The 26,674-nt window shown below is 68.0% G+C and carries 21 protein-coding genes, 1 tRNA gene and 1 pseudogene; 18 read left to right on the top strand and 5 right to left on the bottom strand.

All coding sequences use genetic code 11. The annotated features are described in order from the left end of the window. Nucleotides 1-14 precede the first annotated feature (14 nt). Entirely contained in the window at nucleotides 15-1,016 is a 1,002-nt protein-coding gene (locus ACWFR3_RS02130; RefSeq protein WP_453732590.1) for a LacI family DNA-binding transcriptional regulator, read from the bottom strand. Nucleotides 1,017-1,349: 333 nt separating this feature from the next. Here ACWFR3_RS02130 and ACWFR3_RS02125 point away from each other — a divergent pair, with 333 nt between their 5' ends. From ACWFR3_RS02125 to ACWFR3_RS02105, 5 genes are all read left to right on the top strand, one after another. After that, nucleotides 1,350-2,231 (top strand): ABC transporter permease, encoded by an 882-nt coding sequence (locus ACWFR3_RS02125; RefSeq protein WP_453732589.1) that lies wholly within the window; start codon nucleotides 1,350-1,352, stop codon nucleotides 2,229-2,231. A gap of 131 nt (nucleotides 2,232-2,362) precedes the next feature. Next, nucleotides 2,363-3,391, top strand: a complete 1,029-nt coding sequence (locus ACWFR3_RS02120; RefSeq protein ID WP_453732588.1) for an ABC transporter substrate-binding protein — start codon at nucleotides 2,363-2,365, stop codon at nucleotides 3,389-3,391. 56 nt (nucleotides 3,392-3,447) lie between these two features. Next, a complete protein-coding gene (locus ACWFR3_RS02115) occupies nucleotides 3,448-4,257 on the top strand; it encodes an ABC transporter ATP-binding protein (RefSeq protein WP_453732587.1) in 810 nt (269 codons plus the stop codon). Nucleotides 4,258-4,318: 61 nt separating this feature from the next. Next, nucleotides 4,319-4,882 carry a helix-turn-helix domain-containing protein gene (locus tag ACWFR3_RS02110; RefSeq protein WP_453732586.1) on the top strand — a complete coding sequence of 188 codons (564 nt, stop codon included), beginning with the start codon at nucleotides 4,319-4,321 and terminating at the stop codon, nucleotides 4,880-4,882. Beyond that, nucleotides 4,879-5,424 carry an N-acetyltransferase family protein gene (locus ACWFR3_RS02105; protein WP_453732585.1) on the top strand — a complete coding sequence of 182 codons (546 nt, stop codon included), beginning with the start codon at nucleotides 4,879-4,881 and terminating at the stop codon, nucleotides 5,422-5,424. The genes ACWFR3_RS02110 and ACWFR3_RS02105 overlap by 4 nt, the downstream gene beginning before the upstream one ends. Before the next feature lie 90 nt (nucleotides 5,425-5,514). Here ACWFR3_RS02105 and ACWFR3_RS02100 read toward each other — a convergent pair whose 3' ends face one another. Continuing rightward, nucleotides 5,515-6,408, bottom strand: coding sequence for a sugar phosphate isomerase/epimerase family protein (locus tag ACWFR3_RS02100; protein WP_453732791.1), 894 nt, complete (start codon nucleotides 6,406-6,408; stop codon nucleotides 5,515-5,517). A 19-nt stretch (nucleotides 6,409-6,427) separates the two neighbouring features. Beyond that, complete coding sequence (locus ACWFR3_RS02095; protein WP_453732584.1) at nucleotides 6,428-9,961, bottom strand: ThuA domain-containing protein; 3,534 nt, start codon at nucleotides 9,959-9,961, stop codon at nucleotides 6,428-6,430. Between the two features lie 357 nt (nucleotides 9,962-10,318). On the opposite strand from ACWFR3_RS02095, the gene ACWFR3_RS02090 reads away from it, so the two are divergent. The 3 genes from ACWFR3_RS02090 to ACWFR3_RS02080 all read left to right on the top strand — a co-directional run bounded on the left by ACWFR3_RS02090 (nucleotide 10,319) and on the right by ACWFR3_RS02080 (nucleotide 13,973). Next, a complete protein-coding gene (locus ACWFR3_RS02090) occupies nucleotides 10,319-11,305 on the top strand; it encodes an alpha/beta fold hydrolase (protein ID WP_453732583.1) in 987 nt (328 codons plus the stop codon). Nucleotides 11,306-11,881: 576 nt separating this feature from the next. Continuing rightward, nucleotides 11,882-12,262: an MmcQ/YjbR family DNA-binding protein gene (locus ACWFR3_RS02085; protein WP_453732582.1), complete on the top strand. Its 381-nt coding sequence runs from the start codon at nucleotides 11,882-11,884 to the stop codon at nucleotides 12,260-12,262. Nucleotides 12,263-12,581: 319 nt separating this feature from the next. Continuing rightward, nucleotides 12,582-13,973, top strand: coding sequence for an MFS transporter (locus ACWFR3_RS02080; RefSeq protein ID WP_453732581.1), 1,392 nt, complete (start codon nucleotides 12,582-12,584; stop codon nucleotides 13,971-13,973). On the opposite strand, the gene ACWFR3_RS02075 is transcribed toward ACWFR3_RS02080, so the two are convergent. Beyond that, nucleotides 13,924-14,853, bottom strand: coding sequence for a transketolase family protein (locus ACWFR3_RS02075; protein WP_453732580.1), 930 nt, complete (start codon nucleotides 14,851-14,853; stop codon nucleotides 13,924-13,926). The two genes, ACWFR3_RS02080 and ACWFR3_RS02075, sit on opposite strands and share 50 nt — an antisense overlap. 90 nt (nucleotides 14,854-14,943) lie before the next feature. Further along, complete coding sequence (locus tag ACWFR3_RS02070; protein WP_453732579.1) at nucleotides 14,944-15,657, bottom strand: transketolase; 714 nt, start codon at nucleotides 15,655-15,657, stop codon at nucleotides 14,944-14,946. A 131-nt stretch (nucleotides 15,658-15,788) separates the two neighbouring features. Between ACWFR3_RS02070 and ACWFR3_RS02065 the strand changes: the two genes are divergently transcribed. From ACWFR3_RS02065 to ACWFR3_RS02020, 10 genes and pseudogenes are all read left to right on the top strand, one after another. Further along, a tRNA-Pro gene (locus ACWFR3_RS02065) sits at nucleotides 15,789-15,862 on the top strand. A 1,496-nt stretch (nucleotides 15,863-17,358) separates the two neighbouring features. Then, nucleotides 17,359-18,165 (top strand): IclR family transcriptional regulator, encoded by an 807-nt coding sequence (locus ACWFR3_RS02060; protein WP_453732578.1) that lies wholly within the window; start codon nucleotides 17,359-17,361, stop codon nucleotides 18,163-18,165. Nucleotides 18,166-18,258: 93 nt separating this feature from the next. Beyond that, nucleotides 18,259-19,068, top strand: coding sequence for a hypothetical protein (locus tag ACWFR3_RS02055; RefSeq protein WP_453732577.1), 810 nt, complete (start codon nucleotides 18,259-18,261; stop codon nucleotides 19,066-19,068). 777 nt (nucleotides 19,069-19,845) lie between these two features. After that, a complete protein-coding gene (locus ACWFR3_RS02050) occupies nucleotides 19,846-22,092 on the top strand; it encodes a M20 family metallopeptidase (protein WP_453732576.1) in 2,247 nt (748 codons plus the stop codon). A 31-nt stretch (nucleotides 22,093-22,123) separates the two neighbouring features. Next, the gene (pyrF, locus tag ACWFR3_RS02045; RefSeq protein ID WP_453732575.1) at nucleotides 22,124-22,870 is read left to right on the top strand and encodes an orotidine-5'-phosphate decarboxylase; all 747 of its coding nucleotides are present in this window, start codon (nucleotides 22,124-22,126) and stop codon (nucleotides 22,868-22,870) included. After that, nucleotides 22,870-23,685 (top strand): BtpA/SgcQ family protein, encoded by an 816-nt coding sequence (locus ACWFR3_RS02040; RefSeq protein WP_453732574.1) that lies wholly within the window; start codon nucleotides 22,870-22,872, stop codon nucleotides 23,683-23,685. The genes pyrF and ACWFR3_RS02040 overlap by 1 nt, the downstream gene beginning before the upstream one ends. A gap of 119 nt (nucleotides 23,686-23,804) precedes the next feature. Next, nucleotides 23,805-24,380 (top strand): annotated as a pseudogene (tmk, locus tag ACWFR3_RS02035) (dTMP kinase); the annotation flags it as partial. A 56-nt stretch (nucleotides 24,381-24,436) separates the two neighbouring features. After that, the gene (locus ACWFR3_RS02030; RefSeq protein ID WP_453732573.1) at nucleotides 24,437-25,219 is read left to right on the top strand and encodes a hypothetical protein; all 783 of its coding nucleotides are present in this window, start codon (nucleotides 24,437-24,439) and stop codon (nucleotides 25,217-25,219) included. Further along, a complete protein-coding gene (locus tag ACWFR3_RS02025; RefSeq protein WP_453732572.1) occupies nucleotides 25,180-25,506 on the top strand; it encodes a PqqD family protein in 327 nt (108 codons plus the stop codon). Before ACWFR3_RS02030 ends, ACWFR3_RS02025 begins: the two co-directional genes overlap by 40 nt. Beyond that, nucleotides 25,503-26,534 carry a diiron oxygenase gene (locus tag ACWFR3_RS02020; RefSeq protein ID WP_453732571.1) on the top strand — a complete coding sequence of 344 codons (1,032 nt, stop codon included), beginning with the start codon at nucleotides 25,503-25,505 and terminating at the stop codon, nucleotides 26,532-26,534. Before ACWFR3_RS02025 ends, ACWFR3_RS02020 begins: the two co-directional genes overlap by 4 nt. Nucleotides 26,535-26,674 lie beyond the last annotated feature (140 nt).

Below are 26,674 nucleotides of genomic sequence, written 5' to 3'. Positions count from 1 at the left end.
GGGGACCGCCGTCCTCAGGTCGTCGCAGGTCGCCCCGTGCTGGCCCGGAGCACGACCTCGCCCTGCACCCGCTCCACCCGGGACCTCGCGCCCCGCTCGCGAAGGGCGAGGGCCAGTACGTCCCGGCCCATCTGCGTCAGCGGCAGAGCCACCGTGGTCAGCGGTGGGGTCAGTTCGCCGACCAGGGGGATGTCGTCGAAGCCCGCCAGCGATACGTCCTGCGGCACCCGGAGCCCCCGCTCCCGTAACGCACCCAGCGCACCCACGGCCATCACGTCCGTCACCGCGAAGACGCACGTGGGCCGCTGCCCCCGGCGCAGCAGTTCGACCGCCGCCGCATGACCCCCGTCACGGGTGAACGCGCCCTCCACGATCCGCTCCGGGGGGAGATCGACCCCCGCGTCGGCCAGCGCCGTGCGGAACCCGGCCAGGCGGTCCGCGACCGTGGTGAGCCGTTCGGGCCCGGTGAGGACGGCGAACTCCCGGTGGCCCAGGGACAGCAGCGCCCGCGCCAGGGCGCCCGCCCCCGCCCGGTTCTCGGGCTGCACCGTGTCCACGCGGAGGCTCCGGTGCCGGCTGACCACCGCGACGCGGCCACCGTCACGTATATAGGGAGCGAGCTCCGACTCCAACGCCCGCTCCCACGCGGGGTCCTGGAACCCGGAGCCGATGAGCAGGATCGCGCGGGCCCGCTGCGCCCGCAGCATCGAGACGTACGCGATCTCCCGCGCCGGAGCGCGGAAAGTGCTGGCCAGCATGACCAGCAGATCCTGCTCGGCGGCCGCCGCCATCACACCGCTCGCGATCGCCGCGAAGTAGGGGTCCCCGACGTCGTGGCAGATGACCCCGACCGTGTTGTTCGAGGAGCTGGCGAGCGCCTGCGCATGGGCGTTGGGGATGTACCCCAACTGCTCCGCCGCTTCGAGCACCCGGCGCCGCAGGTCCTCGCGGACACGCGTGGTGCCGTTCAGTGCCCGTGACGCGGTGGCCGGCGAGACCCCGGCGGTCCGGGCCACGGCGTGCAGGGTGACATGAGGTCCGTGCTCGCGCTCGCGTCCTCGCCCCGGCACGGGCGGCTGCTCGCGCCCCGGCGCCCGCCCTGTTCCCGGTTCCTGCTCGCGCCCCAGCGCCCGCACCGCGCCCCCCTCGTCCCGCGTCGCGAAACTTCGAGCCGACCTATTGACCCTGCGGTCAGCCAGTCATTAGCGTGGCGGACACCTTACCAGAAAGCGCTTTCTGAAAGCGGTTTCCGCACCACCGAAGCTGAAACCCGAAGCTGGAACCGAAGCTGCAACTGAAACTGAAGCCCGTACCACCGAAGCTCCGCAACTGACTCCGAAGTTCGCTGAATGCCAGGGGAGTTCACCGTGAGCCAGAGCGCACTGCAGGCAACTCCCGTCAAAACGGCAGGCGTTGCCGATCGAAGCCGTCCCACCCTGCGACAACGTACCGCCGAGGCGGCCGAGAAGAGCTGGCGTCCGCTGGTCCTGCTGCTCGTCTGCTTCGGGGCCTGGTGGCTGATCGCCGCCACCGAGATGGTCGAGGCATACCTCGTGCCCTCGCCCGGTGCGACCTTCGACGTGATCCTCGACAAGCCCGACTACCTGTGGCAGCACACCTGGGTCACCACGTACGAAACCCTGCTCGGCTTCGTCATCGCCGTGGCCGTCGGCATTCTCTCCGCGGTCGTCATGGTCTACTCGACGACCGTCGAGAAGACGCTCTATCCGATCCTCCTCTTCGCCCAGGTCGTACCGAAGATCGCGATCGCCCCGCTGTTCGTCGTCTGGCTCGGCTTCGGCATCGCACCGAAGATCCTGATCGCTGTTCTCATCGCCTTCTTCCCCGTCGTCATCTCCATGGTGACCGGGCTGAAAGCCGTCGACCCGGAGATGCTCCAGCTCTCCGCCACCATGGGCGCGCGGCCCTGGCAGACCTTCCTCAAGATCCGCTTTCCGGCATCGCTGCCGCACCTGTTCTCCGGCCTGAAGGTGGCCGTCACCCTGGCCGTCACCGGCGCCGTCGTGGGTGAGTTCGTCGGCGCGAACGAAGGCCTCGGATATGTGATCCTCCAGGCCAACGGAAACCTCGACACCCCGATGCTCTTCGCGGGGCTGCTCGTCATGTCGCTCATCGGCGTCGTCCTCTTCGTCATCGTCGAGATCGCCGAGAAGCTGCTTCTGCCGTGGCATGCGAGCCGCAGGGACGTGGCCGCCACCACTACTTACTGACCCGCACCATGCCTTACTGACCCGCACCACGGCCTACGTCACCCACCACGGCCAACTGTCACCCACCACGCGGTGCCGGCGCACCCACCCCGCCATGTCCGACGCTCGACGTACGCGAGAAGGGCCCGCCCATGCACGCGCGCAGACTGCTCACCGGCCTCGTCCCCCTGACCCTCGTCGCGATGACCGCGACGGCCTGCGGCGGCGATGACGACAAGACGAGCACCAGTGACTCAGGCAAGAAGCTCAACAAGGTGACGCTGACGCTCAATTGGTATCCCTACGGCGAACACGCGCCGTTCTATTACGGCAAGCAGCAGAAGATCTTCGAGAAGCACGGCATCGACCTGGACATCAGGGCGGGCCAGGGCTCGCAGAAGACCGTGCAGGCCACCGGCGCCGGGCAGACCGACTTCGGCTGGGCGGACACCCCGGCGGTGCTCGCGGGCGTCGATCAGGGCGTCAAGGTGAAGAGCCTCGGGGTGTTCCTGCAGACGACGCCCGCCTCCGTGCAATTCTTCGACGCGCAGGGCATCAAGGCGCCCGGCGACCTCAAGGGCAAGATGATCGCGGGCACGGCGGGCGACGCGCTCACCAAAACCTTCCCGATCTTCCTGGAGAAGAACGGTCTGGAGCTCTCCGACGTCAAGGTCCAGAACACCGACCCGGCGGGCAAGATCGCCGCGGTGATCTCCGGCAAGACGGACGCGCTGCTCGGGTACGCGAGCGACCAGGGCCCCACCATGCAGAACAAGGCCAAGAAGGACGTCTCGTATCTGCGCTTCTCCGAGAACGGCCTCAACTTCTACTCCAACGGCCTCATCGCCGGGCCCAAGACCCTCCAGGGCAACGGCGACCTGGCCAAGCGCATGACCGCCGCGGTGAGCGAGTCCTGGGCGGCCGCGGAGAAGAGCCCGGAGCCGGCCGTCGCCTCGATGGAGGGCGCGTCCGAGCAACTGCCGCCCAAGGACGTGCTGTCCGAGCAGTTCAAGACGACGCTGACCCTGCTGCACACCGACGCCACGGAAGGCAAGGCGCCCGGCGCCAACACCGAGGCGGACTGGCAGCAGACCATTGACGTCTTCTCGAAGGCAGGCCTGGTCAAGGAGGCCAAGCCGGTCGCGGAGTACTGGGACGCGGCCAAGGGGATCAAGGGCTGAGGGGCGGCAGGGGAATGGCGAAGGACGCGACTCTCAAAACGGACGCGGCTCTTGAGATGACCGACGATCGACGAATTCCGGCGGGGGAGGCGAAGTCGTCCGCGGTGCGCCTGGACGACGTCGCAGTCCGCTTCCGTACGAAGAAGAAGGACGTCACCGCCCTCCAGGACGTCTCGCTCGACGTCCGCCCGGGCGAGTTCGTGGCGATCGTCGGCCCTTCGGGGTGCGGCAAGTCCACCCTCCTGAAGCTCGTCGCCGGGCTGCTCACGCCCTCCTCGGGCACGGTGCTCCTCGGCGGCGAACGGGTGCGCGGGCCGCGGCGCGACATCGGCTACGTCTTCCAGCGCGCCGCGCTCCTGGACTGGCGCACGGCACGCCGCAACATCCTGCTCCAGGCGGAGATGCGGGGGATCCCCGGAGCCGAGGCACGCGCGCGTGCCGACGATCTGATCCGCATGACGGGACTCGGCGGCTTCGAGGACGCCTATCCGCACGAGCTCTCCGGCGGCATGCAGCAGCGCGTCGCGCTCTGCCGCGCGCTCCTGCACGAGCCGCCGGTACTGCTCATGGACGAGCCCTTCGGAGCCCTCGACGCGCTCACCCGCGAGCAGATGAACGTCGAGCTGAACCGGATCTGGCGCGAGACGGGAACCACGGTGCTCCTGGTGACCCACTCGATCCCCGAGGCCGTCTATCTCGCGGACCGTGTCGTCGTGATGAGCCCCCGCCCCGGCACGATCACGGAGATCATCGACGTCGGCCTGCCCGCCGAGCGTTCCTACGCGACGACGCTGGCGACAGCCGAGTTCGGCGAGGCCACCGGTCGTATCCGCGAGCTTCTGGGGGCGGTGTCGGCGCACGAGTGAGGCGTGAACCGACGCGGCCGGCGATTGCCGCGTGTTTCATATCTGGGATAGCGTGCCGAATATGGAACGCGATGATGTCGACGAGCGGCTCGCCGGCCGCCTCGCCGAGCTGCGGTCGGAACACGGCTGGTCCCTGGGCGATCTGGCGGACCGCAGCGGCGTGAGCCGGTCCACCTTGTCGCGGGCCGAACGCGCGGAGATCAGCCCCACGGCATCCCTCCTGAACCGGCTCTGCGCCGTCTATGGGCGCACCATGTCGCAGCTCCTGAGCGAGGTGGAGGCCGAGCCCGCGCTGCTCGTGCGCGCCGCCGAGCAGAGCGTGTGGACCGACAGCGCGTCCGGCTTCGTACGGCGATCGGTGTCGCCGCCGCACGCGGGACTGCGCGGCGAACTCGTCGAGGGACGCCTGGAACCGGGCGCTGACGTCGCCTACGACCGGCCTCCCGTGCCCGGCCTCGAACAGCACATCTGGGTGCTCGACGGAGCCCTTGAGGTCACCGTGCAGGGCGAGGCGCATGCCCTGGACACCGGGGACTGCCTGCGCTTCCGGGTCTGGGGGGCGACGCGGTTCAGGTGCCCGGGGGAGCGGGCCGTGCGGTACGCCCTGGCGGTGGTCGCGCGATGAGGGCCGGACGAGCGACGGTCACCCGCCTCACCGCAGATCAACTCACCGCGTGCGCAGACGACTTGGGGGGTCTGCTGGCCGACGTCGTGGGCGGCGGCTCCTCCCTCGGCTTCCTCGCGCCCTTCGACCGGTCGGCCGCCGCCGACTGGTGGCGGGGCCTGGCCCCTGCGGTGGCGGACGGGCGGCTCGCCGTCTGGGCCGCGCGCGACGCCGAGCGGGTCACCGGGACCGTCAGCCTCGGCTTCGTGGACAAGCCCAACGGCAGGCACCGCGCCGAGATACTCAAGCTGATGGTGCACGCCTCCGCGCGCGGCCAGGGCCTCGCCCGCACCCTCCTGGCCACGGCGGAAGAGGTGGCGGCCGAGGCGGGCGTGACCCTCCTGGTCCTGGACACGGAGACCGGCAGCCCCGCCGAGTCCCTCTACCGGTCCGGAGGTTGGACGGAGGCCGGGACGATCCCGGACTACGCGGCCGATCCGGCGGGGAATCTCCACCCGACGACCCTCTTCTTCAAGAAGGTGGGCGTCTCCCTCCTTCTTTAAGAAGGTGGGCCAATCCGGCTGAAAGACACGTGCGGCCGAGCCCCCGCCGGGGAGCTCGGCCGCACGCGCGAACCGCCTTCAGCGCCCGGCTCAGTACCGCAGCGCCGCCAGATACGCGTAACTGTTGCGAGCCGTGGCGAACGGATCGGCGGGAGTGTCGTGCTCCACCAGCCACTGCTTGACGCCGCCCACGCGCGCGTGGTCGAACATCGCGGCGAAGTCCAGCGTCCCCGAGCCGACGTCGGCGAAGCCGCCGTCCGCCGCCATGTCCTTCACGTGGAGCGCGGGGAACCGACGCGGATGACGTTCGAAGTACCGTCCCGGATCCGTGCCGCCGCCCTTCGCCGCCCAGTACACGTCCAGCTCGAAGCCGACCAGATGCGGGTCGGTCTCGGTCAGGAGGATGTCGTACAGGCTCGTGCCGTCCACCACCACATGATCCGAGCCGTGGTTGTGGAAGAGGACGGGCCCGAGGCCGGCATTGCGCGAGGCCTGCCCGATGATGTTGAACTGCCGTGCCGCTTCCCGGAATCCGTCCGGCGTGTGCATGGCGCCGGGCAGACTCGGCACCACCGGCCACTTCGCGCCGAGGGTGTGCAGATCCTCCAGGGCCTGCGGGAGGCCGCTGCCCTTGAGCGTGTCGTACGCGACGTGCTCGAGGACCGCCTTCAGGTCCACCGCGTCGAGCATCCGCCGGATGTCGGCCGCGCTGTTCCCGTGCCGCCCGCTCACGCCCACCGTGGCGTAGCCGATGTCGGCGAGCTGCTCCAGGGTGCCCGCGAAGTCCCGTGCGAGGACATCGCGCATCGTGTAGAGGTGCATGCCGATGCCGCCGCGCGGGATGCGCCGGCACCGTGATGCCTCACCCGCGTGCGCGGGAAGTGCGGTACCGACGGCTGCCGCAAGCCCCAACGACGTACCGAGAAAGGCTCGCCTGGTCCTGCTCGGGCCGGCCGTCCTGCCGTTCAGTCCGGTTCTCTTCATGGCTGTCATGGCTGACCCCTCACTTCGCCGTGATCCGGACCGCGCCGGTCGTCGTGTCGCCCTTGTCGTCGGTGACGGTCAGATGCGCCGTGTACGTCCCCGCCCGCGCGTACGTGTGCTCGGCGCTGCCGCTCTCCGTGCCGGAGGGCTTGGCGTTGTCCCCGAAGTCCCAGTGGTACGAGGCCGCGGTACGGCCCTCGGGGAGCTTGACCGTGCTCGTGAGCTTGACGGCGAGCGGCGCGGTGCCGTCGGCCGGAGCTGCCTTGACCGTCACCTTCGCACCGGTCTTCTTCTCGACTCCGGGGCCGTTGAAGTGCAGCCAGTCGACGCTGAGGAGATCCTCCTTGTCGGCGGACCATTCGGGGTTGGTGAAGACGGCGTACAGCTTCGTCGTGCCGTCCTGCGGGGCCAGTTGTGCGGTCGGCGAGATGAAGTTGCTCCAGCCGCCGGTCCTCGGCACGCTCACCTTGCCGAGCAGCTTGCCCGTGGGAGACCCGGCGCGGAACTCGATGTCACCGCCGAGCCCGCCGGAAGACGCGCCCACCGTCACGGAGTCGACGCCCTTGAGGTTCACCGGGTCGAAGGAGACCCAGTCGCCGTCCTCGATCTCGATGAGCCGCTTCCCGCCGGACGCGTCCGCGCGCTCACCGGTGTCCACGCCGCCGTGCGCCCCGCCGGTGGCGGTGCGGTGCTCGGCCTCGCGGAAGGAGGTGCGCAGGGTCAGGGACGAGGAACCCGTCAGGGCGGGCACCCCGGACGCACCCTTGTCCTCGTACTGGGCCGTGATCCCGTAGTAGAGATTCTGGCCCGGTCCGTGGCTGTCCCCGGCGTCCGTCACGATCTCGCCCGCGCAGCCGGTGTAGTTGTCCAGCGGGTGCAGATGGGCGTCGTGCCCGAGCTGGGACTGGACGACGACCCGCTTGCAGTCGATCTTCCCGTCCTCCTTGTCGGTCACCTTGATCTTGAACGGAATGGTGTCACCGAAGCTGAACGTGCCGCCGTTGGGCGGCTGTTGGATCGTCACCACGGGCCGGGTGTTCCCGACGGTGATCTCCTGCACGGCAAGACCGCTCAGTTCGTCAGCGCCCGTCACCTTCAGACGCGCGCTGAAGAGCCCCTTCTTGGTGTACGTGTGCGTCGGGTTGGCCTCGGTCGAGTCGGTCGTGCCGTTGCCGTCGAAGTCCCACGCGTACGTCACCGGCTTGCCGTCCGGCAGCCCCGACCCCTCACTGGAGAACTTGACCTCCAGCGGGGTGCCGCCGTTGTCCGGGGTGGCCGTCACGCGGGCGTCCGGCAGGTGTCCGTCCGCCACGTAGTCGATGCGGTAGATGCCCGCGCCCTCGTTGCTGCCGCCGCGGCCCGTGCCGCTGCCGAGCCCGAAGTCGATGACGTACATCGCGCCGTCAGGACCGAAGTCGGCGTCGAAGGGCTGATTCCACTTCATGTCCGGGAAAATGGAGTTGATCGAATTCAGATCGCCCGCCTTCGCCGGGTCGAACCGCGGGTCGGTGAAGGTCTGGTCCTTCTCCTGCATCGAGAAGACCTTGAACCACTGCCGCGTCAGCTCGTAGTTGAACCACTTCCCCTCGAAGTACTCGGGGAACTTCGTCTTGTACGTGTTGGCGGCGTCGTAGTCGTATACCGGGCCGCTCATCGGGGCTCCGCCGCCCGTGCCGAGTTCGGGGAACTCCGCGGACGCGGAGTAGGCGTACCAGACATCCGCCGCCTGTGCCGGCGGCAGTTCCCGCAGGCCCGTGTTGTTCGGCGAATCGTTCACGATCTTCGCGCAGTCGAATTTCGCGCCCGACTTCTTCGTCGCGAAGTCGTAGTCGTTGAAGGGGGTGTTGTTGCCGACGCAGTAGGGCCAGCCGTAATTGCCCGCCTTGGTGATGCGGTTGAACTCGACCGTGCCCTCGGGGCCGCGGTCGGCGACGGCCGCCCTCGCGTCGGGCCCGTAGTCGGCCATCAGGAGGGCGCCGCTCAACGGGTCCGTGGTGATGCGGAAGGGATTGCGCATGCCCATCGCGTAGATCTCGGACCGGGTCTTGTCGGTCCCCGGCGCGAAAAGATTCCCCTCCGGCACGGAATAGGTCCCGTCGTCCTTCGGCGTGACGCGCAGGACCTTGCCGCGCAGGTCGTTCGTATTGCCCGAGGTGCCCTGCGCGTCCCAGGCGCGGCGGCCCTCGCGCTCGTCGATCGGGCTGAATCCGTCCGAGGCGAAGGGATCGGTGTTGTCACCCGTCGCGATGTAGAGGTCGCCCTTCTTGTCGAAGGCGATCGAGCCCGCCATGTGCGAGTTCGCCCGGCCCTCACCGCGCAGCGTGGGAATGGTCAGGAGCCGCTTCTCCGTCGCCGGATCGACCTTTCCGCCCGCTTCGGTGAAGCGGGAGAGATTGATGCGTTTCTCGGTCTTGTCGGAATTGAGGAGATAGACCCAGTGGTTGTCCTTGAACTTCGGGTCGAGCGCGAGACCGAGCAGCCCGTCCGACTGGCTCGTCATCTCGGGGGTGTACTCGAAGTCCAGGGCGGTGGAGACCTTCAGCGTCTCCTGGTCGATGATCTTGAGCTTGCCGGTGCGCTGGATGAAGAACACCCGGCGGTCGGGGGCGACGGCCAGCTCGAAGGGGTCGGCCAGGTCGTTGGTGGCCAGCGGCGTGCGCTGGAAGGCGCCGGTCTTGGTCGCGGTGCAGTCGCCCGGCTTGTTGCCCGCGGCCCACTCGATGCCGCCGAGGATGTGCTTGAGGAAGCCCTCTTCCTGGAAGGCCGTCTTGTCGTGCCCGCCCGCGGTGTACCAGGAGCGGCCGCCGTCGTAGTTCTGGCACCAGGACCACGGCTGGTCGACACCCTCGTCGAGGCCGGTAACGCCGTCACGCACCTTGACCTGCGCGAGCGTGTGCACCTTCCCCGTCGGATTGGTGCGCCAGTTGTACCACTCCTCCTTGCGCTCCCAGAGCTCCGGAAGGCCCTTGGTGGAGGGGTGCGCATGGTCGAGCACCTTGATCCGCCCGGTCTGCACCTCGGGGTGCTTGTCGAAGATCGCGCCGACCAGACCCTCGTACCAGGTCCAGTCACGCTCGCTGGCCGAAGCCGAGTGCAGGCCGACCCAGCCGCCGCCCGCCCGGACGTACTTCTGGAAGGCCGCGCGCTGCTCGGCGTCGAGCAGATCGCCGGTCTCGGGCGTCGAGTTGGTGTTGTTGAAGATGATGGCCTGGAAGCGGCCGAGATTGGCATCGTTGAAGGCGGCCGCGTCGTCGGTGGCCTCCACCTCGAAGCCGTTCTCGCTGCCGAGCTTCTTGATGGCCTCGACGCCGGCGGGGATCGACTCGTGCTGGGAGTTCGTGGTCTTGGAGAAGACCAGCACGCGGTACGGCTCTGCTGCGGCGGCTTTCGGCTCCGGATCCGCCTGTGCCGTCGCGCGGGACGGCGCGGTGAGGGCGAGGCCGATGACGAGGGCGAGCAGGGCGACGAGCGCGAGCCAGGGGCTCGGCGTGGTGGGGCCGGGCCTCGGCCGGACGGGGCCGCGTCTGGGCGCGGTGGGACTCGTGGAACTCATGGCGCTCCCTGGGCTGGGCTGGTGGACGGCTGCCGGTAGCCGGGTGTGCGGTGAGTGCGAGTTGCGCGGTGCGCGGGGTGCGTGAACCGGCCTCGGTGTGGGGAGGCTAGAAAGCGCTTTCTCCCGCGCGTTGCTCAGCGTAGGTTCCGCTCTGACGGGGGGTCAATGGGTCGGAAGGGCCTGGCGTGAGAAGGGAGTCACCGCGAGCTACCGGCAGACCCGCTGGTATGAGGGCGCGTGTGCGGGGGAGGGTTTCAGGGCCAGGAATCGCAGCCGTGCGGAAGCCGTCCGGGAGGGGCAGCATTCGTACGGGGGCGTATGGAAGCCACAGAGAAGCCGTACAGGGGAGTCTCCCGAATGTCTGACCACGCCTCGACGCCCGCCCCCGCCGCGTACACCGCCGGACTCGTGAACGCGGTGGACGGCGTCCCCGTCGCCACGTACACCTGGCTGCCCGGCGGCGGCCGGCCGCGCGCGTTCGTGCAGATCGCGCACGGCGCGGGTGAACACGCCCTGCGCTATGACCGGTTCGCGCGCCATCTGACCGAGCACGGCTATGGAGTGATCGCCTCCGACCACCGGGGGCACGGCGCCACGGCGCAGGCGACCGGCGGGTACGGGGTCACGGGCACGTCCGCCGACGCGTCCGCGGCTGCGTCCTCCTTCGACAGCTGGCGCGCCATGGTCGACGACCTCAAGGCGATCGGAGATCAGGTGCGCACCCTGCACCCCGGAACCCCGCTCTTCCTGCTCGGCCACAGCATGGGCTCGCACCTTGCAAGGGACTACGCCCAGGAGTACCCGGACGGCCTCGCGGGCCTGATCCTCTCCGGAACCTTCCGTTCCCTGCCGGGGGTCGGGATCGAGGAGTCGATTGCCCGCCTGGAGCGCGAGATCGCCGAGAACGGCCGCGAGGGAATCTCTTCCTACCTTCCCGAGCTCTTCGCCGCCTTCAACGATGCGTACCCGCACCGCACCGGTTTCGAGTGGCTCTCGCGCGACGAGGCCGAGGTCGACGAGTACGTCGCCGACGAGCGCTGCGGATTCCCGTTCTCCGCCGGGCTCTGCCTGGACTGGGTGCGTGCGGTACGCAAGATGAACGACCCGCGGAACCTCGCCAGGATCCCCGCGGACCTGCCCCTGCACATCGCTGTCGGCACCGAGGACCCCTGCAACCAGGGTATGACGCTGGTCCATGAGCTCCTGGAGGACTACCGGTACGTGGGCCTGGACGACCTGACCTGGAAGGGTTACGAGGGGGCGCGCCACGAGATCCTCAACGAGACCAACAGGGACGAGGTCCAGGAGGACCTGCGGAGCTGGCTGGACAAGCGGGTGCTGTGACACGCGACGAGCTCGTTGTTCCGGTGGCTGTGTCGGAGGGGTGTCCGGTAGTCATATTGCAGGGCCGGCCGGCCAGTCACCGTGTCGGAGGGGCGGCCGGTGGTCGTGTCGGAGGTGCGGCCGGCCAGTCACCGTGTCCGCGGGGCCGGAGTGGTGCGCCGCGGCAGTCGCATCCAGCCAAGCACCAAGCCTGATCCGGCCTCAGTTCCCCCTTCTCGGCTAACTGCTTAGCCGTCAACACCCCCCGCCTCTAAAATGATATGGACGCGACAGTATGCCCGGGGGGTGAGACCGATGGCCTTGACCGAGATCGCCGTAGCCGTGATCACGACCGGACCTGCCTATATTGCCGTCTGGTTGACCGCACGCAGGGCTCAGGGTGGCCCGGCGCGACCACAGGCTTGTGCGCGGCACACCGCCTGCGGGCAGTGCGAGGGCCGAACCGCGAAGGACGGCATGCCGGGCAACCCGAAGGCTTGGGCTCTCGCCACCTGACCCTCGTCTTCGCCGTACCGCGGCGGGCCGTGAACGCTGCCCGGGAGGCCGCTGTCAGTGGCGTTGGCTACCGTTCTCCGCATGTCTCGAGCTCATGCCAAGGCCCAGGTCACGGGTGATGATGTACGCCGTATCGCACTGGCCCTGCCGGATACGACGGAGAAGATCGCCTGGAGCATGCCCACCTTCCGGGTGGCCGGAAAGATGTTCGCCACGCTCCCCGAGGACGAGACGTCCATCGCCGTGCGCTGCCCGAAGGAGGAGCGCGACGAGTTGGTCCTCGCGGAGCCGGACAAGTTCTGGATCGCCGACCACGAGGCGATGTTCGCCTGGGTGCGGGCCCGGCTCTCGGCCCTCGACACGGCCGAACTGAAGGACATCCTCGCCGACTCCTGGCGCCAGGCCGCTCCCACCCGACTCCTCGACGCTTACCCGGAGTTGGGGCTCCCGCCCGCGAGCTGAACGGATCGGCCCGGCCGCTGTCAGTGGGCCGTGGCATGATCCAGGCAGGGTGGAGGGCGGGGGTCCGTGGGACGACGGGCCCGCGCTGCCGCCGGGGGAGGGGACAGGGGTGCCGTCAGAGGACGGGATGGACGAGGACGGGCCTGCGCGGAAGCGGGTGGAGCGGCAGCAGGGCGGGCGCCGCGTGCCGGCAGGTCGCGAGGCAGGTCGCGAGGCCGGTCGCGCAGAGGGTCACACACGCGGCCGCACAGACGGTCATAGCCGCGCAGCGGATCACACACGAGGCCGCGCAGGCGGTCACACACACGGGAGCAAGGCCGTGCCGCGGTCAGCAGAGGCGGACCGCGGGGGCCCGCTGACCGAGGACCGCAGGAGCATCTGGTCGAGGGACTTCGGGTTCTTCTTCGGCGCGCGCACCGTGGCCAAACTCGGCGACACCATGCTGCCCGTCGCGCTCGCCGCGGGACTGCTGCAGCACGGGCACGGCGCGGGCGCGGTCGGGCTCGCGATGGCCGCGACGACGGTCTGTTTCGCGGGCCTGGTGATCTTCGGCGGGGTCTTCGCGGACCGGTTCAGCACCCGCCTCCTGATGATCGGCGCCGACGTGGTCCGGCTCGGCACACAGTCGATCGCGGCGGCCCTCTTCTTCTCCGGCCACGTCGTCCTCTGGCAGATCTGCGTGATCGGCGCGGTCAACGGCGCGGCGGGCGCTCTCTTCCAGCCGGGCGTCGCCAGCACGGTCCCGCGTCTGGCCGTCGACGTCCAGAAGGCCAATGGCGCGATACGCGTGGCCGAGTCGGCCGCGGCCCTGGCGGGACCGGCCGTCGCGGGCATCCTCGTGGCCTTCGCCTCACCCGGCGCCGTCTTCGCCGCGCACGCGGGAACGTACGGACTGAGTGCCCTGTGCCTGGTGCTGCTCAGGCTGCCGCCCGCACCGCCCGGCTCGCTCCCGCACAGCAACGGCTTCCGGGCCGATCTGGTGCAGGGCTGGCGGGAGTTCAGGTCCCGCACCTGGCTCTGGGGCGTCATCGCCATCTTCTGCGTCCTGATGATCACGACCACGGGCCCGCTGACGCCGCTGGTCGCGACGCTCGTGGTCCAGGAGCACGGCTCGGGCGCGTACGGCCTGGTGAACTCCGCCCTGGGCGCCGGCACCGTACTCGGCGGCCTGGTGGCCCTGCGCCTGCGCCCCCGCCGCATGCTCCGGGCCGGTTCCATGGCCCTGATCGGCTACTGCGCGTTCCCGGCGGCCGTCGGCGCCCAGCTCGGCGTCCCGCTCATGGCGGCGGGCGCCGCGATCGCGGGCGCCGGGCTCTCCTTCTGGGGCGTCATGTGGGCCACGAGCGTCCAGACCCAGGTGCCGCCCGACGTCCTCAACCGCATACACGCCTACGACGTCGCGGGGTCGATCGCCCTGCTGCCGGTCGGCCAGGCCCTCGCAGGACCCGCCGCGAGCGCCTTCGGCGCCGAGCAGGTCCTGCTCACGGGCGCCGTGACGACGCTGGTGGTCTGCCTGGCCCTGCTCTCCGTACCGGCGATACGCGGCCTTGTCCGGGTAGACGGGAGAGCACCCGTATCGGCCGGTGGCCCAACAGGCGAATCACCGACCATACGACCGGAGAGCCTGCCTACCCCTACACCGACAACAGGTCACGACGGAGCTATACGAGGCTGTACGGAAGCCCCTGCCGCGCCCCCAGAAACCCGGTGATCCGCTCCCGCAGAGACCGGACGTCGAGCCCGTGCGCGGCGATGTGCTCGTCGATCTGCCCGTAGCGGCGCAGCTCGGCACGGCCGACCCCGAGCCCGAGCACGCGGTGCGGCACATCGGCGAGGGCGTCGTTGGCGGCGGCGGTGGAGGTCCCGGCCAGATAGGGCTCGACCACCACGACATCGGCGGCTGCCCCCGCCCCCGTCGCGCGCCGCAGCGCCTCGCCGTCGAAGGGCCGCACCGTGGTCGCGTACAGCACGGTGAGATCGAGGCCCTCACCCGCGGCGAGCACGTTGTCCAGCATCGGCCCGACAGCGATCACGACCCCGCCGCGCCCTTCGCGCACGGTACGAAAACGCGCTCCGTCGACCGGCAGTCCCCGGACGTTGGACTGCACCGAGAGCCGGACGTACACCTTGTCGTCGCCCGCGGCGATCGCGTGCCGGAGGAGCGTCTCGGCCTCGTCCGGGTGCCCCGGCACATGCACGGTCCAGCCGTCCAGCGTGTCGAGCAGCGCCACATCGCCCGGCGACATGTGCGTAAAGCCACCGGCGGGCCAGTCGAAGGAGCCGGCGGCACTGACCAGCACACCGCCCACACCCTGATGCCCGAAGTCCAGCTTCACCTGCTCGAAGGGCCGCTCCACGAGAAAGCTGGCGAAGGTATGCATGACGGGCCGCAACCCGGCCAGGGCTAGCCCGGCGCCGGTACCCACGAGCAGCTGCTCCCGGATCCCGACATTGATCACCCGGTCCGGGTGCTTGCGCCGCGCCTGAGTGAACGCGTCCGCGCCGATCTCGGCGAGGACGACGGCGACGCGCGGATCCTCGTCGAGCAGCCGCGAGACGACGGGGCCGAAACGATCACGCATGGTGTCCATGACAGAAAACCTCCAACAGAAGTCCAATAAAGAGGGTCCGGCAAATGCACTCGGCACTCGGCACGGGCCCGACGATCCGCAGGCGGATGCTCAGGCAGGCGAGCTCTTGGGCTCGACCCGAGCCACGACCACGCGGGGCCGCCCCGGATGGGGCGCGGTGAACGCCGCGTACAGCGCGTCGTGGTCACGCCCGTCGACGGTCTCGGCGGACCACCCGGCGGCCTCGAAGCGCGCGGCGATGCCGCCGGGCCTGGCATGCCGGGCGGAGGCATTGTCGATCACGACGGTGTGCAGCCGTTCGAGCCCGGCGGGCCCGGCGAAGGCGATGGCCTCGTGATTGCTGCCTTCGTCCAGCTCGGCGTCCCCGACGAGCACCCACACGGCGGCGCCGGTGATCCCGCGAGCGCCGAGCCCGAGCGCCGTCCCGACACCGAGCGGCAGCCCGTGCCCCAGGGACCCGCTCCCGATCTCGACCCCCGGCACGAGCTCCCGGTCCGGGTGGTGCCCCAGCGGGGAGTCGTACGCCCCGAACCCCTCCAGCCAGCCGACGGGAAAGAAGCCCCTGGCGGCGAGGACGGCGTAGTAGGCCATGGGCCCATGCCCCTTGGAGAGCAGAAACCGGTCGCGCCCCGGATCGTCCACCCGCTCGGGTGTGACCCTGAGCACCCGGTCGTACAGAACCCAGAGCGCATCAAGGGTCGACGTCGCGGCGGGCCCGTGCTTCTCGTCCCCCGTCATCCGCCCCATGAGGCGGGGCAGGTCTGTGTATCCGTATGTGTGCCCGAGTTCCGTTGTCGTCGTCATGCCACAGAGCGTGCAACCTAAAGTCCACTTGAGGTCAACAGGCCACAAAAGGCGTGAGCGATCACGCCTCCGAGTGCGGTATTGTTTCGGTGCACGTTCGGCCAGGGAAAAACCCCAGGTCACACGGGCATCGGGACGTGGCGCAGCTTGGTAGCGCACTTGACTGGGGGTCAAGGGGTCGCAGGTTCAAATCCTGTCGTCCCGACGGAAACGTCGCAGGTAGGGGTCATCTTCGGATGGCCCCTACTTCGTGTTTGGGAGCGATTTTGGGAGCGGGGAGCCGCTCCCTTTGCTCCCAGGGAGCGGGAGTCTGGGAGCGATGTCAACCGAGGGGTGACGGATGGTCACCCGATCAGGTTGCTCCCACGGGGAATCTCCGCTGCCCGGTCTGGTGCACGGGGCAAGGGGTCGCGCTGTTCGCCCCTTGTCCGAATACACGTCAAGGGGCCGTGCTCCCGCTCGCCCCCTTGACGGCCTTAGCCGACCCCATGTCTTTGCGGACTCGATGTCTCGGTGCGCACGTCATCCAGAGGTTGAACGCAGTAGCGGGATGCTGTGCAGGTCGGCAGGGGTGTTGGGTCGGGTATGTCTGCTCCTGGGGGTCCCCTTGGCCGGACGCCAGTGGATATGGGCGTCTGTACAGAGCGGTACGGAGATGATCGAAGCGGGTGCCCGGCTCGGTAAGGCTGGAGTGAGCTCCAGGAGTCCGAATCTGCCTACGAGGTCAGATTGGTTCAACCTGGCATCGACCGAACACACTTGTCCTCGTGAATGCCTCGAACTTGAGGCCGTCAGGGACCGACTCTGGGCTCCGATCCTGTTCGAGGGAGCCGAAGCATTCGCCGTGGGCGGTGACGGTGAAGTGCGGTGCCGCCTTTCGGTGGTGGCGGGGTGGGGGGAGCGTCTTGAGTGGGGCCGAGTACTGCCGTATGGCCCCCTGATTCGGTAGCACAAGTGCCTGGATGATGCGCAGGGCTCGGCCGCAGACGGATTTCGTCAATCCCATTCGGTGGGGTTGCTGTTGCAGAGTGGCCACCACGGCGTGGGGCCGGGTGGGTCCGGTCGGCACGATGACGGGGTGAGCTCGACGAGGCGCCAGGCGGAGATGTTGACGAGCCTGATTTCGTAGCCGCGGAGATGGCCACTACTTACAGTCGTCGCAGGTGGGTCCAGGTGGGGGCCCAGCCCTTGATCCGACGCTCTCCCACCCTTTCTCTACCCGACGTCTTCACGGTCGAACTCGCCGGCCGACATTGCAGCGAGTAGGCCAGAACCGTTGGTTCAGAGTCCCGTTCCCAGCTGCATCCCGCCCTACCCAAGGCAGCATGATCCACGTCACATCGCCCTCCGGGAGCTTCCGTGAGGCGGAAGGCTAGCCGCCAGATTTCTCCACCGTGCGGAAGAAGCGGGGAGAATGCCTCTGAACTGCAAAGTCTCGGTGACTCCCACTGATTAGGCCCCCTGATCGGAGACCCTTGACTGCCGGAAACGCTCTACCGCATAGTCACTCTGACCGCGAGACGGGGTAGGTAGGTTCGCCTGCTGGCAGCACTACTTACCTGGGCCAGACTCCCCAGGGATGGCAGGAAGACGCTTACCCCTCTCCACAACGTGAATGTCGCGCTGCGGAGACGCGAGTTCCAACGAACGCTGTCCGGCTTCCCGGACCGGTTCGGGCTGGACGAGCGAGGGGGATCTTCCATGCAAGTTGTCATCCGAGCGCTGCAGGTTCTACGTGCGCTGGCACCGAAGTCGAAGGGAGCCACGCTCCAGGAGCTGCACGACGAACTGGGAATCCCTACGGGCAGCCTGCACCGCCTTCTCGTCACGCTCGGCAAGGAAGACTTCGTCACACGCTCCGAGGTGAATCGACGCTACTTCCTCGGTCCGATAGCCCGCCAGCTTGCTGAGCAGAATCAGCACCAGTCGGCTCTCCTTGTCACTCCGCACCGTGCCGTGGTCTCCGCCGCAGAGACCAGTGGCGAGACGGTCTTCCTGACCGAGCTCATTGGTGGCAAGGCGGTGTGCGTGGCCCTGTCCGAGGGGTGCCACCCGCTGCGCCTGTTCGTCCGTATCGGCCAGGAGATGCCGCTGCATGCCGCCGCCTCGGGTCGGACGCTGCTTGCCTACCGTTCCGAGGCAGAGACACGCGCGTTGCTCGCCCGGCGGGAACTCACCAAGTTCACCGAGGAGACCCCGGTCACCGTCGATGACGTCTTGGCTCACCTCGCGCAAGTACGTGCCCGCGGCTACGACGTCTGCGACGACGAACTCGACCGTGGGGTATGGGCGGTGTCCGCGCCGATCTTCACTTCTACCGGCGCGGTTGCCGCCAGTGTCACGCTCGCCGCGGCCGGCAGCCGGATGCGCGACCCTCTGAATCGCGCCAGCGCCGTGCAGACCGTCCTGACCGCTGCGCGAGATCTCTCTGCTGAACTCGGCTTCGGCGGGCAGGCCGGCAGTGAGAGCGGGGCCATTGGGCCCGATCAGGTGGAAAACCGCCTCTGACCACAGGCGTGCTCGGCGGGGGCCGGGCACGCTGCGCCTGCGTGAGAAAACGGGAGATGCCGCACCGTGGTGTCAGACATTATGGGGGAAGCCATGATGCCTCTTGAGGAGGTAAGAGAATCTGCGAAACAGGCTCTCGGCCATATGCACGGAGGGTCGCCCTACGAAGACCTGGAGGTCATCCCGAAGATTCCCTCCGCCGCCCCTTCGTCGAATTTCCCGACCGATGGAATTCGGAGGCCAGGCAGTAACCGCAATGGCAAAAAGACCTGGTGTCTCGATGGGGCGACGGCCACACATGTATACCTGACCGAACTGATGCGAATGACAGAGCGGGAAACCCTGTCCCTCATCCCTGATGGGTCGCAGAGGGGGATGGGGAGCGCGATGGCTGATTCACTGGCCAGGGAACTGCTGGCTCCCTCGGTCCACGTCAAGGCAATCTATTCTGACCAGATTCGCCGCGATCCTGACCCCACACTCGGCCCGCAGGACCCGGCCAGGAGCGGCGCGGAAATCCGGACGATTCCCTACCTGGCGTTCCGCGTGCACATCGCAGACCGCAGAGTGGCGCTGGTGCAGTTCCACGAGGAGGACTTCGCGAAGGCTGCGCTGGTTACCGAGGAGCCGGCCGTGGTCACCGCGCTGTGCTCAGTCTTCGAGGGGATGTGGGCATCGGCCACTCCGCTCGCGGGCACGGGATGCAGCCACACATCGATCACCCCGCAGGAGCAGGAGCTGTTGCGGCTGCTCGGACAAGGACTTACGGACGAAGCGGCCGCCCGGAAGCTCGGCGTCTCCTTGCGCACCGAGCGGCGCATGCTTACGAAACTCTCGGATTCCCTGAACGCCCGGAGCAGATTTCAGCTCGGCCAGCGGGCCGTCGAGCGAGGAATTCTGTGACAATCACGCAGCGCAGAGTCGCAGCGGCCCGCACCAGGCAAGACCGCCGCGACCTGCGAGCGGGTTACTTACCGCAGTTCTGGCATCCGCGCTTCACGGCACCGGTGGACAGCTGACGAAGAACATCCGCGTTCATGTTTATCTCCATTTTGGTTCCATGCTCAGAGGCATGCGATTGGGAATTCGAGGCCGATTGGGCTGGCCGACCGATCTCGATGCGCTGCATCCTGGCACGGCGAATCGGCGTGTGTCATCACTTCTCCACGGCGCAAAGTTGCCAAGGCATTTTCTTGCCATGCCGACCGCAGATCCCGAGATGGCTGTCCGGTGCGCGTGGCACGAATGCGCCAGCCGTAAGCCTGGCGCCCCCCTTCCTGCACAGCTAAGAATGGGAGGAGACACGGATCCGGTGGTCTCATATCGCCACTCATGTAAGGCATCTCTTTATGGCACACAATTCCGTCATGCAGATTAATGGTGCCGATGCCGGAGAGAGTCCTGGAGGCCAGCCTTCATGCATGTGCCAATTCCCGAGGAATCCGGCGCGGATGCCCTGCTGGATGTGCGAACGCCGCTAGCCGTCGCGCGTTCAGGGGACGACCGCGACACGCGGTGGCATGAGCTCACTCCACGGGAACGCGATCTGATCCTGGCTGGCACGTCCTGGTGGCGGTAGCTGCGGCGCGGAGGTATGCGAGCCCGGTGTTCCGGCTCTCGCCGTCGGTACCGAAAGAGACTGAGAACGAGGGGGCTTCGTCCATGAATACACCTGGACACATGGATTTTGACGGGCTGCTCGGCGCAAAGCGCCGTGACGCACGGAAAGAACTCGCCGAAACCATGCGGACGTTGTGCGCCCAGCAGGAGCCCGACCACGCCGCGCTAGGGAGCGCGCCTGCCGAGGCCTTCTTCGAACCACGGCTCTACAGCCAGTTGGTGCTCGGCGGCTTCCCGTCCATGACGGCCGATCAGCTCCTCCTTGCGGCGGCTCCGGACCGAAGCAGCACGCTCTCCGTTCGCACCGATACAGACGGGGTCGCCTTCCTCCCAGGGCTCGGCCGTTGCACGACGGACCAGAACTCCGCCGAGCTCCTGGTGAACTACGACGCCGACGGCCGCACCCTCACGACGAAGCCCGGGGGCACCCCAGACACGGTGTACGGGCTCGAAGCGAGCTCCCTGGTGCCCGGCACGAGTATGGAGCTGGTCGACAGGCTGGACCCCGTCCTCGACGGCTTCCTCCGGCTCCACGTCGACCGGTACGAGGAACTGTCCGTTGTCACTGACGTCCACGCTCATCTGCCGCACATCTCACGGGCGCTGGACCTGATCGCCTTGGTGAGTCCCTCTTACCACGCCGCTCTCACCGAATCACTGCGAGGGATCTTCCTCTTCCGGCATCCGACGGCCGAGTCCTTCGCCGCTCTGGGCATGCACGGCCTGATCTTCCTGAACGTCCCCGAGACAGCCGGCGCGGAGTACTTCGTTGAGGAGCTCGTGCATCAGGGCGGACACGTGCTTTTCAGCGAGGCGACGCTGAACCGAGGCGACTTCCTGTGTGTGGACCCAGATACCTCGCTGTCAGACCTGCTGGGGCAGGACGATCCGCGCGATGTGTACGGCGCGTTCCACGGTCTGTTCACGGAGCACATGGAGTACCACATCGTTCTCGGTGTGCTGGAGACGGGCCTCGCCAACGATGAGGAGCGGTCAGCGTTTCAGCGCCACCTCGCCACGGTGGCCCGGCGTCACCGGCGCGATCTTCAACTGATCGGCCGTCACGCTGCAGAGATCTTCAGCCCTCTGGGACAGGAGGTCTTCGCTGCCTTTCGCGCTGCCAATGACCGCGCGGCGGGGCTGCACCCTCACGTTCTGGCTTGCGCCGTGGACGCGGAGGAACTCCTCCACGAACTGATCGCCATACCGAGCGTGAACCCGCTCCTTCCGGGCTCGGACGGAATCGCACACGAGGCAGATCTGGCTGCCTTCGTGGCCGGCCGCCTGCGCTCCGCGGGCATCTCCGTGGAGATGCAGGAGGTAGTCGACGGGCGCTGCAACGTGATCGCCCACCTGACGCGCGCCGGCGACGCGGACGACGAGGTTGTGCTGCTCAGCGCCCACATGGACACCTACCCGGCGGGCGGCCCGCGTGCGGGATACCAGCCGGTGGGCGAGGGCCGTACGTTGTACGGCCGGGGCAGCGCGGACGCCAAGGGATCGCTTGCCGCGATGATGACGGCCTTCCTGCAGGTGGCAACCGTGCCCAACAGGCGCGAGTGCTATCTGGCTGCGACGGTCGACGAGGAATGCCTGATCCTGGGAGCCAAGGCACTGGCCACCCACGGCATGCGCCCGACGCTGGGCATCACGGGCGAGCCGTCGGGCCTCGTGCCCGTCGTCGCGCAGAAGGGGATTGTGCGGGGCTCCTTCCGGGTGCGCGGCCCGAAGATCCACGCCGCCTATCCTCACGGCGCGACGGCAGTGGGGTCCGCGGCCGAACTGGTGCGGGCCCTGGAGCGGGTCAACGGGCGCCTCGGGACCGGGCCGAGCCACCCCGACCTGGGTTCACCGACCATTGTGGTCACCCGACTGGAGAGCGACGGAGGTATGAACCTCGGAGCCACCGAGGTGGTGGTGTGGTTCGACGCACGCTTCCTGCCCGGTTCGAGCGGTGAGGACTTCGTTGCCCGCGTCGAGCACGATCTGCGCGAACTGCTGCCTCAGCAGGTGGACTTCGTCCTGGACCCGCTTGCCTTCGTGTCACCTCCCAACGAGGTGTCTCCCGCCTCGTCCCTGGTCTCCGAGTTTTTCACGGCGGTGAAGAACGTGACGGGAGCCTGCGAACCGGACAGCTTCTCCTACGGCAGCGAAGCCGGCGTCCTGGCCGAGTTCTGCCAGTCGAGCCTGGTCTTCGGGCCCGGCGACGCCCGCTATTCGCACGCCGACGTCGAGGCGATCGACCTCGATGAACTCGGCGCGGCCACCCACATCTTTCGCAGCATCCTGGTCGGCGACCAGCGGTAGTTGCGGCGTCCCATCAAGACAGGAACATGGAATGACAACACCTCCCAAGGCCCCCCATCCGGACGGTCGCGAACGCCTGTGTCTGGCACTGGACCTCTCGGACCGCTCCGAGATTCTGCGGCTGGTCGACGAGCTCAAGGACCTCATCGGGTACTTCAAGCTCAACTCCGCCTTCACCCTGCACGGCCCCAGCCTCGTAGAAGAGATCCTTGACCGGGACGTCAAGCTCTTCCTGGACCTCAAGCTCCATGACATCCCCAACACCCTCGCCGGCTACGGCCAGGCCGTTACCCGGCTGGGGGCCCACATCGTTACTCTGCACACCGCAGGTGGCCTTGAGATGATGCGGGCCGCGGTGGCCTCCGCGGACAGGACTGCCGCCGAACTGGGCGTGGAGCGTCCCAAGCTGGTCGGGGTGACGCTCCTGACCAGCGTCGACCGCGAGACGCTCAACGGCGACCTGAACGTGAGCGGCTCGGTCGAGGAGGAGGTCCGTCGCCGGGCCCTGCTCGCCGCCGAAGCCGGTCTCGACGGCATCGTGTGCGCCCCGTCCGAGATCGGGCGCATGCAGGCGGAGCTTCCGGACGACTTCTTCTATGTCACGCCCGGAACCCGCTCGCCGGGAACAAGCGACAACGACCATAAGCGGACGGGCACTCACGCCGAGGCGCTTGCGGGCGGCTCGTCGCTGCTCGTCGTGGGCCGAAGCGTGTATGACGCGCCGGACCCCCGCCAGGCGGCGCAGCGCATCCTGCGGGAGATCCAGGGGGCGTGCTGATGTTCACGCTTCCCGAGAAGGCCGTCATCGCCTGCGTGCACCTGCCTCCCACCCCCGGGTCACCGAGGTACGGCGGGCGGATCGACCATCTCTACGAATCTGCGCTCTCCGACGCCGAGATCTTCCTGCGGCACGGAGTCGACGCACTGATCGTCGAGAACTTCCGTGACGCGCCGTTCCACCCCCAGTCCGTCCCCGTCGAGACCACGGCCACGCTCGCCGGTGTCACCCGCGAGATCGTCCGCATGTCCACCGTTCCGACGGGTGTCGCGGTCCTGCGCAATGACGCCTCCGCGGCGCTCGCCATCGCCACCGCTACCGGCGCCGCCTTCATCCGTGTCAACGTGCACGTCGGCGCGGTGCTCTCCGAGCAGGGCATCCTGACCGGCAACGCACACGAGACGCTGCGACAGCGCCGGGCCCTGGAGAGCGACGTGGCGATCTTCGCCGACGCCCGGGTCAAGCACTCACAGCCGTTCGTCTACAGCGACCTCGCCACTGAGGTCCGGGATCTCTCCCAGCGTGCGGACGGGATCATCGTGTCGGGAGAACTCACCGGCGTGGAGACCCGGCCCGCGGACCTTTTGACGGCACGTGCGGCAACCGGCGCCCCATTGCTGGTCGGCAGCGGTGTGACTCCGGAGAACCTGCCGGCGGTCTTCGCCGCCGCCGACGGCTTCATCGTGGGCAGCTACTTCAAGGTAGACGGAGTGCCCGCCAACCCGGTGGACGAGTCCCGGGTGTCGGCCCTGATGGACCGGGTGCGGTCGCTGCGCCGGAGCACCGGCGTGGAGGCGGCCGAGAGCCGCGTGTGATGACGATGATTCGGCTAGGAGAAGGACGGAACATGCAGGAACGCAGGGTCGACGATGCAGCGTTGGCGGAGCTCTTCGGGCCCGAGCGGACCGACAAGGGACTGCTCGTCTCGATCGTCGGGTTCGACGGCTCGGGGAAGACCACCCAGATCGAACGGGTCGCGGAGGCATTGCGTGCGCAGGGCCGTGAGGTAGTGGAGACCCGCCAGCCTTCCGACTGGTATCGGCAGTTGGCCGAGGTTCAGGTATTCCACGGTCAGGGCGGCTCCGCCGAGACGGCCCGCATCCTGGCGCTGTTGGCCGCAGCCGACCGCCACCGTCATGTCATGGAAGTGATCAATCCCGCCCTGGAGCGGGGTGCAGTGGTGATCTGTGACCGTTACGTGTACGCCACCTTCGGTGTCTTCGTACACCGTGGTGTCGACTTCCGGTTCCTGGCCACCATCAACAACGGGATCCCGCGGCCCGATCACGCCTTCTACCTGAAGCTTCCCACCGATGAGCTGCTGCGGCGTCTACGGGAGCGCGACGGCGAACGCCTGCAGCACGAGGAGAAGTCGGCCGAGCGCGTCGAGTCGATCACCCGCACGTACGAGGAGCTAGGCAGCGAACTGGTCCATATCGACGGCACAGCCGACCGCGAGGACATCACCGCCGAGATCCTCCGTCACATGGGGGACTCCCTGCCCGGGTGATTCCGCCCGGCGTCCAGACATCCACACCCGCGACGAGACCGAAGGCCAACTGCCGCATGAGTATCGATTTCTCGAGCTGCCTCGACGAGTTGAACAGCCGGGGACTGCTACCCGAGCGGTACGAAGCCGCCTTCGTCGTCGGCTCCCAGGCCAGAGGCTGGGGCAACGCGTTGAGCGACGCCGACGTCTGCATCGTGACGCGTGAGCCCTGGGCCAGCGGCGACCACGGGCTCATTCGGGTGCCGCTCACACCGGACACCGTCACGACCGAGGGATTTCGCACGGGCGGCCTTGCCTGGGAGCTCAAGTACTGGCTCGACGGCCAGGTGGATCAGATGATCGAGAAAGTGCACTGGAGCGAGTTCGACGGCTCCACCCTGGTGGGCCAGCGTCTCAACCGCGAGGAGGAGAAGTTCCTCGACCGGATGCTGACCTGCGTCCCCCTCACCGGTACCGACTGGATTCTGCAGCGCCAGAAGGAGATCGAGGAGTCCGCGTTCCGGGCATTCGTGACGACCGAGTGCCTCAGCCTCGCCGACGACTACGTCATCGACGCCGTGGGACAGCTCGAAGCGGGTGATGTGGACAGTGCGGTGCTCTCGGCTCGCACCGCCTTCGGGCACGCCGTGGATGCCGTGCTCGCGTCCCACGGTGAGCTCGGGCGGCTGAACACCAAGTGGAGGGCGCGTCGGCTTGCGAGCGTGCATCCGAACGAGCTCCCGTACGAGGAGTACTGGAAGGTCGAGACGATGCGCACCTTCGATCCGGCCGCGCCGGAGACATGGGTACGGGAGACCGCTTGGCTCTGCAAGCGGATGGCCATGGAAGTGCAGGTCTGACGCCAGTGATGCTTTCCTCCTCTGTGCCGGTCCCCCGGCTGGACGTGCGTTTCAGGAACATCCGCGGGCAGGTTCTGATCGCTCGGGGTGAAGACGCTCTCGAACTCACCGAGGCCGCCGCCTTCGTCTTCCGCCGGGTCGACGGGGTGAGCTGTGTCCAGCGGATCGGTGAGCTGCTCGCCGCGGAGTACGGGATACAGGCCGATGAGGCAGGGACCGACGCTGCGGTCGTGCTGACGGAACTGGCCGACGCAGGCTTCATCGGCATCGAAATGCGCATCTCGTGAACCCCGCGAGGACATACCGGCGCCGGACGCTGTCCGAACTGGCGGCGATACGGGAGCGGATGCCGGAGCCGTCGCGGGGCGGCGCCGGTCCGCATCCGCCCGGGTACCGGAGCGCGTTCGGTAAATGGGACGACCGGGCGAGCGTCCGCATCAAACCGAGCAGGCATTTCACTCACGAACAGGATGGCGCCCAGCAGCTCTATTTTCCGCCTGAATTGGTGCCAGCGGCATCCCACCCCTTGCTGGCGGAAACGGCCGGGCCGTCCGGGGTGAACGAATTTCTCGTGCAGCAGCTCTATTCCTATCTGAGCTTCACCGTCGACCTGGAGATGACGGCAGTGGTGCCGATAACCTCCGACATCAGCCTGGGGCGGAGCGGTCTCGACCTTCCTGGGCGGATGCGCATGGACGCTTTCAAGATTTCCACCGATGAAGCCTGGCATGCGCAGTTCTCCTACGACTTGATTTGCCAGATTGAGTCGGCGACGGATGTACGGGCCCTTCCGAACCATGAGCCGTCTTTCCTGCGCCGGCTCGCCGAGATCGAAGCCGGGCTGGACAGCGACGGCCGGGCGCTGAGCGGGCTACTGTTCGCGGTGGTGAGCGAAACCCTTGTCTCGGCGCTCCTCTCGGATCTTCCCAAGGACCGCAGACTGCCCCCAGCCGTGCGCGAAGTGGTGGCGGATCACGCGGAGGACGAGGGCCGCCACCACGCATACTTCAAGAGCCTCCTCTACCACTTCTGGCCTGCGTTGAATGCCCAACAGGGGCGGATGGCCGGCGCTCTGGTGCCGCGCCTCATCGCGGCCTTCCTCGAACCGGACTACGCCCATCTGGCCCGGGGGCTCTTCGCCTGCGGACTGACAACCGACCAGGTGGCGCAGACCCTGGAGGAGTCCTATCCGGACTCCGAGGTGCAGCGCCGCATCAGGAACGGATCGGTCTCCACAGTCCGATACTTCACCGAAATCGGCGCGCTGGACGACTCCGAGACGCGCGACCATTTCGAAGAGGCGGCCATTCGCTGACCGTGCGCCCTGCAATTACACCTCCCGGATTCAATATCGAGAGGTGATTGCGGCATGCCTGGAATTCTTTAGGCAGCGGCTCGTAATTTCTCCGATCATCCTCTTGCGCCATCGTTTACGACACGCATACGATCAGCGCA

This window comes from Streptomyces sp. NPDC055189, assembly GCF_053606765.1.
Note: the sequence above shows the minus strand (reverse complement) of the source record. Positions and strands in the feature narration are given on the sequence as shown.